Origin of the sequence: Taklimakanibacter lacteus (assembly GCA_003576695.1) — a bacterium.
GTDB classification, from domain to species: domain Bacteria; phylum Pseudomonadota; class Alphaproteobacteria; order Rhizobiales; family Aestuariivirgaceae; genus Taklimakanibacter; species Taklimakanibacter lacteus.
Map to the genome: position 1 here is coordinate 358,604 of QOZQ01000001.1, position 13,252 is coordinate 371,855.

At 64.4% G+C, this 13,252-nt stretch carries 9 protein-coding genes; 2 read left to right on the forward strand and 7 right to left on the reverse strand.

Annotation, left to right across the window (positions count from 1 at the left end; genetic code table 11):
- The first annotated feature begins 211 nt into the window (after nt 1-211).
- Complete coding sequence (locus DT068_RS01675) at nt 212-1,756, forward strand: OpgD/OpgG family glucan biosynthesis protein (RefSeq protein ID WP_119388027.1); 1,545 nt, start codon at nt 212-214, stop codon at nt 1,754-1,756.
- On the forward strand, nt 1,729-3,615 hold the full coding sequence (gene mdoH / locus DT068_RS01680; protein WP_119388028.1) for a glucans biosynthesis glucosyltransferase MdoH: 1,887 nt from the start codon (nt 1,729-1,731) through the stop codon (nt 3,613-3,615). The genes DT068_RS01675 and mdoH overlap by 28 nt, the downstream gene beginning before the upstream one ends.
- On the opposite strand, the gene DT068_RS01685 is transcribed toward mdoH, so the two are convergent.
- The 7 genes from DT068_RS01685 to DT068_RS01715 all read right to left on the reverse strand — a co-directional run bounded on the left by DT068_RS01685 (nt 3,581) and on the right by DT068_RS01715 (nt 13,158).
- Nucleotides 3,581-4,009, reverse strand: a complete 429-nt coding sequence (locus tag DT068_RS01685; RefSeq protein WP_162913944.1) for an aconitase X swivel domain-containing protein — start codon at nt 4,007-4,009, stop codon at nt 3,581-3,583. The genes mdoH and DT068_RS01685 overlap by 35 nt on opposite strands.
- A complete protein-coding gene (locus DT068_RS01690; RefSeq protein WP_119388030.1) occupies nt 4,006-5,286 on the reverse strand; it encodes an aconitase X in 1,281 nt (426 codons plus the stop codon). The genes DT068_RS01685 and DT068_RS01690 overlap by 4 nt, the downstream gene beginning before the upstream one ends.
- Entirely contained in the window at nt 5,283-8,741 is a 3,459-nt protein-coding gene (locus DT068_RS01695; protein WP_119388031.1) for an acyl-[ACP]--phospholipid O-acyltransferase, read from the reverse strand. Before DT068_RS01695 ends, DT068_RS01690 begins: the two co-directional genes overlap by 4 nt.
- A gap of 28 nt (nt 8,742-8,769) precedes the next feature.
- On the reverse strand, nt 8,770-9,450 hold the full coding sequence (locus DT068_RS01700; RefSeq protein WP_119388032.1) for an HAD family hydrolase: 681 nt from the start codon (nt 9,448-9,450) through the stop codon (nt 8,770-8,772).
- A 95-nt stretch (nt 9,451-9,545) separates the two neighbouring features.
- Complete coding sequence (locus tag DT068_RS01705; protein ID WP_162913945.1) at nt 9,546-11,153, reverse strand: 5-guanidino-2-oxopentanoate decarboxylase; 1,608 nt, start codon at nt 11,151-11,153, stop codon at nt 9,546-9,548.
- 20 nt (nt 11,154-11,173) lie between these two features.
- A complete protein-coding gene (locus DT068_RS01710; RefSeq protein WP_119388034.1) occupies nt 11,174-12,166 on the reverse strand; it encodes a peptide ABC transporter ATP-binding protein in 993 nt (330 codons plus the stop codon).
- Entirely contained in the window at nt 12,163-13,158 is a 996-nt protein-coding gene (locus tag DT068_RS01715) for an ABC transporter ATP-binding protein (RefSeq protein WP_119388035.1), read from the reverse strand. The genes DT068_RS01710 and DT068_RS01715 overlap by 4 nt, the downstream gene beginning before the upstream one ends.
- Nucleotides 13,159-13,252: the final 94 nt, after the last annotated feature.

A 13,252-nucleotide genomic window follows, 5' to 3' on the forward strand; every position in this document is an offset into this window, starting at 1 on the left:
AGGGGATAAAGGTGATCGAACTTATAAATTTGGCGCATGATCGGACGGAAAACCGGTACCCACTTTTCCCGATCACGCGCCGCCGAGGGCTTTACAAATCGTTCTTGGGGCTCCATGTTGCGGCGCACATCGGGGTGTGTTCCAGGTTCCAGAGAACTGGCAAAAAACCGTGATCCGGCATCGTGTTAAGTCGGGCGAGGAGTTGTGTTGAATGAGCGTTACGCGGCGCGGTGTGTTGAACACGCTGCAAGGGCTTGCGGTCCTGGGGCTTGCGTCCAAAGCCGGCCTGCTTGAAGCAGCGGCACAGACGACCGAGCTGTTCGCCAAATCCGAGACCTTTAGCGACGACTATGTATTGGAGCTGGCGCGGGCGCGTGCCAAGAAGCCCTTCGTCGAAGAGAAGATCGCCATGCCGCCCGGCCTGGACAATCTGACCTACGATCAGTATCGCGACATCCGCTTCAATCCGGAGAAGTCGATCTGGCGCGGCCAGCCGCATGGCTTCTCCTTCGACCTGTTCCATTCCGGCTTCTACTACACATCGCCGGTCGACATCTTCGTCGTGAATGACGGCGAGCAGGCCAAGCTCAACTACGTCCCCGATCTCTTCACCTTCGGTCCCCTGGTGCAGCAGCCCAAGGGCGATGTCGATCTGCACTATGCCGGCTTCCGCCTGCGCTATCCGATCAACAGCAAGGACTACAACGACGAGTTCTGCGTGTTCCAGGGCGCCTCCTATTTCCGCGCCATCGGCAGGGGCCATCTCTACGGGCTTTCGGCGCGCGGGCTGGCGATCGACACCGGCCAGCCCAATGGCGAGGAATTCCCGTTCTTCCGCTCGTTCTGGATACGCACGCCGACGCCCGATGCGGTCTCGGTGGTGGTGTGGGCGCTGCTCGACAGCCCGTCGGCGACCGGCGCCTACCGCTTCACCATCAAGCCGGGCGCGGCGACGCAGATGGATGTCGAGATGACGATCTTCCCGCGCCGCGATCTCGAGCATGTGGGCATCGCTCCGCTCACCAGCATGTTCCTCTATGACGCCATGAACCATGCCGCCTTCGACGACTATCGTCCGGCGGTGTGCGATTCAGACGGGCTGATGATGCTGACGGGGGCGGGCGAGTATCTGTGGCGGCCGCTGGCCAATCCCAAGACGCTCCAGGTGTCGGCTTTCGTCGACAACAGCCCGGGTGGTTTCGGCCTGATGCAGCGCAAAAGGCGCTATGACGACTTCCTCGATCTCGAAGCCAAATATGAGAAGCGGCCCAGCCTGTGGGTGGAACCGATCGGCGATTGGGGCCAGGGTGCGGTCGAGCTTTATGAAATCCCCTCGCAGCGCGAGATCAACGACAATATCGCGGTATTCTGGCAGCCGAAGCAGCGGCCGGCCAAGGACGGCTCGGCCTCCTTCGTCTACCGGCTCTACTGGTGCGACGAGTGGCCGCTCGACCGCAAGGATTTCAAGGCAATGGCCCGTTTCTCGGGCGGCGGTCTCAATTTCGACCAGAACAAACGCCTTTATGTCATCGATTTCGAAGGCGGCTCTCTGACGGGCGATGTGGTCGCCGACGTGACCGCGAGCCAGGGTACGATCAGCAATGTCGTCACCCAGCCCAATCCGCAAAGCGGCGGCGTCAGGCTGTCTTTCGAGATTGATGTCGGAAGTGCCGAGATGGCCGAATTCCGGGCCGTGCTCAAGCGCGGCCAGGACAAGGTGAGCGAAACATGGCTCTATCGGTGGACAAAATCGTAGATCTCGCCCCCGCGAAGGACGATAGTCTGCCGCCGGAATCCCGGCTCGAAATGCCCGTTCAGGATCTCAGGCACTGGCCGCCGGGCGGGGCGCTCCCCGCCGGCCGGTCGCATCCCAGCATCCATGTCTGCCGCTGGTTCGTGTTCTCGGCGACGCTGGCTTTGACCGGCCTCGGTACCTATGAGATCTACCAGGTGATCAGCCCGGCCGACATCACCTGGCTGCAGGTCATCTTCGCGGGCCTCTTCGCCGTCACCTTCGCCTGGATCTCCTTCGCCTGCGCCAGCGCCGTCCTCGGCTTCCTGTGCCTGAGGCGGCAGCGCTATGTGCTGGCCGACAAGGACAAGATCGGGCGCACCGCGCTCCTGATGCCGGTCTATCACGAGGATCCCGAAACGGTGGCCGAAGCGCTGGGCCGCATGGGCCGGGCACTTGCCGCGGAAGATGCCGGCAAGTCGTTCGACATCTTCGTGCTGAGCGACAGCCGCGAGGCGGCGCATATCCGCAACGAGGTGCAGGTCTTCGCCAAACTGCGCGAGCAGCTCAGTGACGTGATCGCCGTCTATTATCGCCGCCGCGCCGACAATCATCACAAGAAGGCCGGCAATATCGCCGATTTCGTCACCCGCTGGGGCGGCACCTATGAGGCGATGATCGTGCTCGACGCCGACAGCATGATGGCGGGATCCACCCTCGTCACGCTGGCGCGGGCCTTGGCGGCCGACCCCAAGGCCGGCATCATCCAGAGCCTGCCGCTCCTGCACAACCGCTGGACGCTCTATGCGCGCATGCAGCAATTCGCCGGCCGCGTCTATGGACCGATCGTCGCCAACGGGCTCGCCGCCTGGCACGGGCGCGACGGCAATTATTGGGGGCATAATGCGATCATCCGGGTGAAGGCCTTCGCCGAAGCCGCAGGGCTGCCCGAGCTCGAAGGCCGCAAGCCCTTCGGCGGCCATGTCATGAGCCATGATTTCGTCGAGGCGGCGCTGATGCGGCGCGCCGGATGGGCGGTCTATATGCTGCCGGGGCTCGGCGGCTCCTATGAGGAGACGCCGCCCAATCTCATCGAGCTCGCGGCGCGCGACCGGCGCTGGAGCCAGGGCAACCTGCAGCATATGAAGCTTCTCACCGTGAAGGGCCTGCATTGGGTGAGCCGCATCCACTTCCTGCAGGGCATCATGTCCTATCTGGCCTCGCCGCTGTGGCTGTTTCTGCTGATGACCGGTCTCGTTCTCTCGACGGTCGCCAAATATACCGAGCCCAATTATTTCCCCGAAGGCTTCTCGCTGTTCCCGGCCTGGCCGGTCTTCGATCCGGAACGAGCGCTGAGATTGTTCACCCTGACCATGGCGGTGCTGTTCGTGCCGAAGATCCTCGGCATCCTGGCGGCACTCCTCAATCCCGAGCTGCGGCGCGGCTGCGGCGGCGCCATCGGGTTGTTCAAGAGCCTGCTGGCCGAATCCTTCCTGTCGGCGCTGCTCTCGCCGATCATGATGCTCATCCAGTCGGGCTTCGTGCTCGATGTGCTGCTCGGACGCGATTCCGGCTGGAAGGCGCAGAAGCGCACCGAAGAGGCGCCGCCTTTCAACGAGCTCCTCTACAAGCATGCCTGGCATATCGTGACCGGCGTGCTGGTCGGCGTGCTCGCTTTCCTGATCACCACCCAGACCTTCCTGTGGCTGTCGCCGATCGTGCTGGGCCTCGCTCTGTCGGCCTATGTGTCCTGGGTTACGGGGCTCGTGTCGGTCGGCAAGCGCGCCTGGGCGTGGAACATCTTCCGCATCCCGGAAGAGGCGCAGCCGGTTTTCGGCGACCAGGACACTAGCCCCGAGGGACGGCTCGCGGCGGCGGAGTGATCCGGCCATCCGGGGCAATTGCCAGCGTCGAAGCGACCGCCAGAGTTTCATAATCCTCCGTGTTCACGGAGAGAACCGGGCAGCTTCGGCCGTAAAGCTGTTGCGCCACCATCGCGCCAATGGCGAGATTGATATCGGGCCTGATCAGGATGATGGCCGCCGGCGCCGTGCCGAGCCTGATCGCTTCCGCCATGCCGCCAGGTGCTGTGCCGGAGCCGCGCGTCTCGCGCATCATCAGAACCTTGCCTGAGATGCACTGACCCCGTTGCGGGTGGTGGATGTCGATGATCACGCCGTTACGCGGATCGAAGGCGCCCCAGAAGCTCAAGGGTGCCGCGAGCGCCAGCACCTCGCCCTCCGCAGCACCCTTGTGAAGAATGCGGGCGCTGATCATGCGAGGCCGTTCGTCCACAGCCGAGGATCGCGCCATGTCTCGCCCCTGACGGCACTCTCCACGCATTCGGCAAGGCTGCCGAAACAGACTTCAACACCCAGCATGCCGGGCGCGTAATAGGCCCATTTGGCGGCATTGGTCATGATGCGGCCGCGGCAGTTGCGCACGGCGGGCGAATAATAAGTGCAGGTATCGGCGATGACGATGGCGCCGAATTTTTCGAGATCGGCGATCCAGCCGCGCGACGCTGCCTCGTCTCGTACATAGCGGCTGGTCGAGACATAGAAGGCGAGGCCGGGCTTCGCCTTGCGGCCGGCAATGAGCGGCATGAGGCGGGCAAATTCGGTCAGCGAGAAATGCGGCGTGCCGAGCGCCACCATGTCGAGCGGGCCGTCGCGGGCGCTTGTCAGGTCGCGTCGAGCCCTTGCCAGGTCATCCGGCGTCAGATCCAGAATGCGGGTGGGAGTGCCGCCCTGGAAGGCGTGCTCGTTCGTTGCCGCCTCAGGGGTTACGCCGGTCGCGTGCCAGAGCTCGATGCCGCCGGAGGCGGCCGCGGCGGCGCTGAGCGCCTTGAGCCCGTCCGTCGTGTCCTGCGGCGGCAGTCCGTCGATCACCGGGATGGCCTGGCCCGCGAGCCTCCCCACATGATGGCCGAGCAGGTGATAGAAGATGTTCTCGCTCTTCCAGTCCGCGGCGATGCCGGTGGTGCGGATGAGGATATCGCCGCGCCGCGCCTCAACGAGATGGAGCCCGGCATAGGGCGCCTTGCCGATGAGCGCGCAGGCGACATCGAGATAATCGCCATATTTGTTGGTGCGGGCGCCGATGACGGAATTGTAGAAGGAGACCGCATTGGATTCACCGGCGACGATGTGCTCGCCGAATTTGGGGCCGCCCGGGAGCTGATAGGGCGCGCAGGTCCAGACCGGGCGGCAGCCGAGCTTCTCATAGAGCTGCATCAGCCGGCGCGCGCCCTTGACCATTTGCGGATCGCCCGCCTCGGGCCTGATCTCGGGATCCGCGAGGCTCACCACGCCATTGTTCGTCCAGGCCGGCACGGCAAGCCTGGCGTCGTGATCGAGCAGATACTGCGCGAAATCGACATGCGCCTCGCCCGCATAGAAGCAGGCATCGATATGGGCGAAGGAGATGGGGATGAGGGAGCGGGCTTCCAGAATGTCGGCGGCGGCCAGCACGAGGCGCATGGCGAGCTCGAGCGCCGGGCCTTCGGCGCCCTCAAGGCGCCCCCGGTCCCTATCGTCGAGCGTGACGCTCATGGCTCCGCCGCATCGTCCTTCGGCTCGGCCCTCTCGCGCGCCATGCGGTTCAAGGTGACATAGTCGAACTTGCCGGTGCCGAGGATGGGCATGGTTTCCACGGGGATGATGACTTTGGGCACCATCAGCTCCGTGGCGCCCTGCGCCCTGAGCCCGTCGGCCAGGCGCTTGCGGTCGAGCCCCTGGTCGGTGGTGAAGAGGACAAGCTGCTCGCCCTTCCTGGGGTCAGGAATGGCGACGACGGCCTGGACATGCTCCGGGAAGGCCTGCTGCAACTTGCTCTCCACCGCGGCAAGCGAGACCATTTCGCCGGCAATCTTGCAGAAGCGCTTGGCACGCCCGAGGATGGTGATATAGCGCTTCTCGTCGACCTTGACGATGTCGCCCGTGTCGTACCAGCCCTCGGCCGGCGGGTCGATGACGCCCGGCCTGTCGGCGCGCAGATAGCCTATCATGATATTGGGGCCCTTGACGACAAGACGGCCGCCTTCCTCGATGCCCTCGACCTTGTCGAGGCGGTAATCGATGCCGTCGAGGAGGCGGCCGACGGTGCCGGCGCGATAGTGGATCGGCGTGTTGACGGCGAGGACGGGCGAGCATTCGGTGACGCCATAACCTTCGAGGATGCGCAGGCCGAATATGTCCATCCAGGTCTGGCGCGTCTCCGGCCGCACCCGCTCGGCGCCCGCCACGACAAAGCGCACCGCGTAGAAATCGTAGGGATGCGCGTTGCGGGCATAGCCGGTGAGGAAGGTGTCGGTGCCGAACAGGATCGTCGCATTGATGTCATAGGCCATCTCGGGGACAATCTTGTAGTGGAGCGGCGAGGGATAGAGGAAGGTGCGCACGCCGGCGAGGATCGGCAGCAAGGTGCCGGCATTCAGGCCGAATGTATGGAACATCGGCATGGCATTGAAGACGATGTCCTTGGGCGTGAAGTCGATACGCGCCGCGGCCTGGTGGCGATTGGCCTGCAGATTGTGGTGCGAGAGGACGACGCCCTTGGGCGTTCCCTCCGAGCCCGAGGTGAAAATGACGACCGCCGGCGCATGGGCGTCGTCATTGTAGCCGAGGCGCGACAGAGCGGCTTTCGGGAAGAGGCCGGCATAGAGACCGTAGAGCTTGTCGCCCAGGCCCAGTTTCTCGCGCACATCCTCGATCCAGATGATGCGCGCCTCCTTTTCGAGGACGGCGATGTCGTCGGCGAAATTGCCCGCTTCGACGAAGCGGCGCGAGGTGATGATGGTCTTGATCTCGGCGGTGCGGCAGGCGCCGGCCATGTTGGCGGCGCCGGTCGAGTAGTTGAGCAAAGCCGGCACACGGCCCGAGGCGTGAAGGGCGAAGAGGGTGATGAAGCAGCCGGCGGCGGTGGGCAGGAGGACGCCCACCCGCTTCTCGCCGGGGGTGAGCTCGGCGAGGCGCCGGCCGAGGATGAAGCTCGCCATCACGATGCGGCCATAGGTCAGGGGCGTGCGCTGGATGTCCTCGAGTATGGCATGGTTGCGGCCATGGATGCGGCGCGCCTTGAGCAGCGACCTGAACAGGGTCTCGTCGGCGAAGCTGGTGCGGAACATCATGTCGGTCATGACGTCATAGAGCTTGTCGGCGAGGAACTCGCGCAAGGCGCCGCCTTTGAGATCGGCCGGCGCATCGGGCTTGATGGGAGGCAGGAAGGTCAGGGTGATCTTGGGGAACCAGCGCAGTCGGTGCTTGCCCTTCATCAGCGAGAAGGGCGTATATTGAGCGCCGTCGATGCGCACGGGGAGGATTTTCGCGCCTGCCAGATGGGCGATGACGCCCGGCCCCTCATAGACCTTCATCAGCGAGCCGGTGCGGGTGATGCGGCCTTCCGGGAAGATCACCACCTTGCGCCCGCGCTTCAGGCCGTTGGCCAGCGTCTTGATCGCCATCGGATTGGCGGGATCGATGGGCAGCAGGTCGAAGAGCTGGAAAGCCGGCCTTACCCACCAGCGATTGGCGATATGGGTGTTGATGGCGAAATGGCAGCGCTCCGGCAGGAAGGCCGAGATCAGAGGGCCATCGAGGAAAGAGGTGTGGTTGGCGACGATCAGCGCCTTGCGGCCGGCCTTGGCGAAGTTCTCGAAGCCCTTGATCTCGACCCGGTAGAACAGGCGGAACAGGCGGCGCGCCACATAGGCGGCGAGCTCCTGCGGCAAAAGCTGGCAGATCCAGGCGGCGGCGATCGCATTGGCGAGGCCGGTCACCAGGAAGAGGCCGCGCACCGACAGCCCGGCCCCCAGCGCCAGGAAGGAGATAAGCGTCGCCGCCGTCATGAAGATCGCGTTGATGATGTTGTTGGCGGCAATGACGCGGGCGCGCTTCTGCGGCGAGGAGCGCGACTGGACGAGCGCGTAGAGCGGCACGGCGAAGAGGCCGGCGCAGAAGGCTATTGCCGTGAGGTCGACCAGAATCCGCCAGCCGGAAAAGGTCGAGACGATATCGGCCACCGTGCGCGGCGTGCTGGCGTCGCTGGTGCGCAGCGCGCCGGTGGCGAAATAGAGGTCGATGATGAAGAGGGTGATCAGGATCGCGGCGACCGGCACATATTTGACCGAGACCTCGCCTTTCAAAAGCCGGTTGGTGACGATCGAGCCCATGCCGATCGCCACCGTGAAGGCGGCGATGATGAGGCTCGCCACCGTCTCGTTGGCGGCAAGCTCGGTCTGGGTGAAGAGCGGGATCTGGGTGAGGAAGACGACCCCCAGGAACCAGAACCAGGAAATGCCGAGAATGGCGAGGAAGACCTCTTTGCGCTCGCGCGCGATGCCGATCATCCGCCAGGTTTCCTCGGCGATATTCGGGTTGATCCGGAGATCGGGCTGGGGGGCGGGCGCTTCGGGAATCTGGCGGGCGCTCATATAGGCGATGATGGCAAGGCCGATCATCACCACGCTCACCGCATGGCGGCCGAGCTCGGACTGGATGGCGAAGCTGCCGAACAAGGTGCCGAGCAGGATCGACAGGAAGGTACCCATCTCGATCAGGCCGTTGCCGCCCAGCAGCTCTTCGCGCTCGAGATGCTGCGGCAGGATCGAATATTTGATCGGCCCGAAGAAGGCCGACTGTATGCCGGTCAGGAGCACGGTCAGAAGCTGCAGCCAGACCTGGTCGGTGAACAGGCTGAAGGAGGCGAGCGCCACGATGGCGATCTCGATGAGCTTGATGCGGCGCGCCAGCAGCGCCTTGTCGAACTTGTCGGCGATCTGGCCGGCGGTGGCCGAGAAGACGAAGAAGGGCAGGATCAGGAGGCCGGCGGAGACGGTGTTGAGAAGGGCGGCATTGAAGCCGAGACGCGGGCCCAGATCATAGATGAGCAGGATCGACAGCGCATAGCGGAAGGCATTGTCGTTGAAGGCGCCGATCGCCTGGGTGACGAAAAGCGGCCAGAAGCGCCTGGTGCGCAAAAGCGCGAACTGATTGGGGTGGTGGTCCAAGTCGGGCCGTCTCCTTCAGATGGGCAAATCAGATCTTAAGCGCGTCTTCTATATGTTTCAGCGTATCCTGGTGATGATTGCAAATGCGTTGCGCGCCCGCCGCGGCGAGCCGCCGGCATTTCTCCTCATCCAGCGAAAAGCCGATGAAATGGACGCCATTGCCCAGACCCGCCGCGACATCGTTGAGATTGTCGCCGATGAAGACGATACGGTCGCGCGGCAGGCCGAGCCGCGCCATGGCGCGGGCGAGGATTTCACGCTTGGCGCCGCCGCCATTGGCGCCAAAGCCAGTGTCTTTCAGAGGTTCCCACAGGCCGCAGGCTGCGAGACGCGCCGCGGCGGCTTCGATGAGATTGGCGGTGGCGACACCAAGTGTCGTCCTGCCGCCGAGCGAGGCAAGGAGGGTGGCGGCTCCCTCAATGGGCTCGGGCACCAGCCGCCGCGCCTCTATGCCTTGCGTCAGATGAGCGAGATAGGTCTCGATCACGGCCTTGTGCTCGGCCGGGGACGGTGCCCGCCCGAAATGGCCTTCGAGGATCTCGGTGATGATGTCCTCGTCATTGCGGGTGCGGTAGCTGTCCCAGTCGCGCGACAGGCCGGTCAGCCGATGAAGCTTCTCGAAGGCCCAGAAGAAGGCATCCTCTTCGGCAGCCGTCAGATCGAGCAGCACGCCGTCGACATCGAAGATGACGGCTGAATCAGAGTGCATCGATGATAGCCGGGTCCGCACAATGCGGGCGACACTTCTCGCGTTGAGAGGGTTTTGCGGGTCCCGGCTTTCGCCGGGATGACGAAAGTGGGTGTTCAGCCATTCAGCATGCGCGGCGTCATTTCGACAAGTGTCGGGCCGTCGGCCTTGAGCGCCCTGCCGATCGCCTGGGCGAGCGCTTTCAGCGAGTCCGGCTTCTCGGCATGACAGCGATAGGCCTTGGCGAGCGCCTGGAAATCGGGGTTCACCAGCGTCACGGCATTGGGCTGGATGCCCTTGTTCACCATGTCGTCGCGGATCTGGCCCAGCGCGTCATTGTTCCACATCAGGATGACCAGCGGCAATTTGTGCTCGGCCGCGGTGCCGAGCTCGTTGATCGTGTACTGGATGCCGTAGTCGCCGATCATCACCGCGACCGGCTTGCCGGGAGCGCCGAATTTGGCGCCGATGCCGGCGGGCAGCGCGAAACCCAGCGTGCCGAAGCCCACCGGATGGAGCCAGGTCCGCGGCTCAAAGACCGGGAAGATCTCGTTGGCGGCGTAAGCGATCTGGGTCATGTCGGAGGCGATCACCGTTTCGGGCGGCAGGCTGTCGCGGATGACGGCCAGCACCTTGCCCAGCATCTTGCGCAAGGCGTCATCCTGGCTGCCTTCCATGGCGAGATAACCGGCGATCCGCTTCTCGTTCGTCCTGCGCCTGGCCTCATGGTCGGCGGCGGGAAGGCTGGCCTTGATCGCGGCGAGCGTGGCTGCGGCATCGGCCAGGATGGCGATGTCGGCGGCATGCGGCCGCGCCAGGGTCGCCGGGTCGAGATCGATGCGGATGAGTCCCTTGTCGAGGATGAAGCCCGAATCCCAGAAGTCGGTTTCGGAGAGTTCCGAGCCGACGCACAGGATGGTGTCGGCCTCGCGCAGCAGCTTGCGGCCGGACTCCCTCGCCAGACGGTAGCCCAGCACCAGAGGATGCGTCCCCGGCACGGCGCCCTTGCCGGCGGTGGTGGTGATGATGGGGGCGCCGAGCTGCTCGGCAATGGCCAGCGCCGCCCTGCCGGCATCGAGCGCGCCACCGCCGAGCAGGATCACCGGCGACTTGGCGGCGCCCAGGCGCTCGGCCGCCTCCTTGACCTGAACGGCATCCGGCTGCGGCAGCCGCGGGGTCTTGTGCGCGGTCCAGCCGGGTCCTGAGGGAACCTTGAGCAAATCGAGGGGCAGCTCGAGATAAGCGGGGCGCGGGCGCTGTGAAGCGAAAGCCGAGAAGGCGCGCGCCACGCCGTCGCGCACATCCTGGGGCGTATAGGCGCGCACCGCGAGATTGGTGATGGTGGCCGCCGCACCCAGCTGGTTCTGCATCTCGTGCAGGCGACCGCGCCCCTGGGCGCTGTCGGCGATATCGAGGGCCGATGAAATGCACAAAACGGGGCTCGAATCGGACCAGGCCTGGCCCAGAGGCGTCATGATATTGGTCAGGCCGGGGCCGGTGATGGTGAAGCACACGCCGGGCTTGCCGGAGGCCCTGGCATAGCCGTCGGCCATGAAGCCCGCGCCCTGCTCATGGCGCACCAGCACATGCTTGATCCCGGAGCGCGGCAGAGCGCGGTACATCTCGACATTGTGGACGCCCGGAATACCGAAAATGGTGTCGACGCCATAGGCCTCGAGCAGGCCAACAAGAGCTTCGCCGGTCGAGTGTTCAGCGCGGGACATTCTTAACTCCGATTTGGATATCAGGCCGCTTTTGTCGTGGCCTCGGGCTTGTTCACGGCATGGCATGCCACAAGGCTTGCCTCGTGTGCAAGCAGCGCCGGACGAAGCACGGGGCAGGGCTCGAAAGCCAGCGGGCAACGCGGATTGAAGGCGCAGCCCGAGGGCGGGTTGAGCGGCGAGGGCAGCTCGCCCTTCAGCACGATGCGCTCGCGCTTGCGCTCGGGGTCGGCCATCGGCGTCGCCGAGAGAAGGGCGCGCGTATAAGGATGCTGGGGATTGCGGAAGATGTCGTCACGGGAGCCATATTCGACGACGCGGCCCAGATACATCACCATCACGTCATTGGCGATGTGGCGTACGACCGAGAGATCATGGCTGATGAACAGGAAAGCCAGATTGAGGCGCTCCTGGATGTCGGCAAGAAGATTGAGCACCTGCGCCTGGATCGAGACATCGAGCGCCGAGACCGGCTCGTCGAGCACCAGAATGTCGGGATCGAGCATCAAAGCGCGGGCGATGGCGATGCGCTGGCGCTGGCCGCCTGAGAACATGTGCGGATAGCGCTCATAATGCTCAGGGCGCAGGCCCACATTGGCCATCATGGCGCGCGCCCGCTCGGTACGCTCCTTGGCGGAGAGCGTCGTATTGACGAGAAGCGGCTCCTCCAGCGCATGGCCGATCTTCTGGCGCGGATTGAGCGAGCCATAGGGATTCTGGAAGACGATCTGCACTTTCGAGCGCAGCTTCTTCAGCGTGTCCGACGATGCGCCGACGATCTCGTGGCCCGAGATCTGCAGCGACCCCGCGGTAGGCGGCTCGATCATGGTGACGAGGCGGGCAAGGGTCGATTTGCCGCAACCTGACTCGCCCACGACGGCAAGTGTCCTGCCGCGCTTCACAGTGAAGCCCGCGCCGTCGAGCGCCTTGAGGGTCGCCGGTTGCCGGAAGGCGCCACGCGAGACCAGGTAATGGCGCGCGAGATCGCGGGCGATGAGGACGGTGTCTGCGGTCATGCGGCTTCTCCCTTGCCGGGATGGCCGAGCGCCACGCCATTCTTCAACGGATAGTGGCAGAGTGCATCACCCAGCTCCCTCTGTTGCGGCGGCACCTCGACACGGCATAGACTGGTGGCGAAACCGCAGCGTGGCGAGAACAAGCAGCCCTGCGGCCGGTCGAACTGACCCGGCACGACTCCCGGAATGGAGGGCAGGCGATTGGCGTGGGCGCGTTCGGGCAGGGCTGCGATCAGGGCGGCAGTGTAGGGATGGTGCGGTTCCTTGAACAGGCCCCTGACCGGCTGCTCCTCGACTTTCTGGCCGGCATACTGCACCGAAACGCGCTCTGCGGTTTCGGCGACGACGCCCATCGAATGGGTGATGAGGACAAGACCCATGCCGGTCTCGCGCTGCAGTTTGAGCAGGAGATCGAGGATCTGCGCCTGGATCGTCACGTCGAGCGCTGTGGTCGGCTCGTCGGCGATCAGGAGCTTGGGCTTGCAAGCGATGGCCATAGCGATCATCACGCGCTGGTTCATGCCGCCCGATAATTGATGCGGGAAGGAATTGAGCCGGGTTTCGGGTGCGGGTATGCCCACTTCGCTCAGGAGCTCGATGGCGCGCTTGCGGCGCTCCGCCTTGTCCATGTCGAGATGGGTTTTCAGCGCTTCGGTCAGCTGATAGCCGACATTAAAGCAGGGGTTGAGACTCGACATCGGCTCCTGGAAGATCATGGCGATGTCCTTGCCGATGATCTTGCGGCGCTCTCTCTTGCTCATGCCGAGCAGTTCACGGCCCTCGAACTGCAGGCGGTCGGCGGTAACTGTCGCCGTCCAGGGGAGAAGCCCCATGACCGCCAGCATCGAGACGGATTTGCCGGAGCCTGACTCACCGACAATGGCGAGGACCTCATGGGCGTCAACCTTGAACGATACCCCGTCGACGGCACGGAACCAGCCGCTGGCGGTCTTGAACTCGACAGTGAGATTGCGGATGTCGAGCAGCGCCATTGGTCAGGTCGTCCCTTTTTCGTTCGTCACCCCGGCGCAAGCTGGAGGCCATTGATGAAGCGCAATCCGGGCCGAGCCGCTGCTGCGCCGAGAA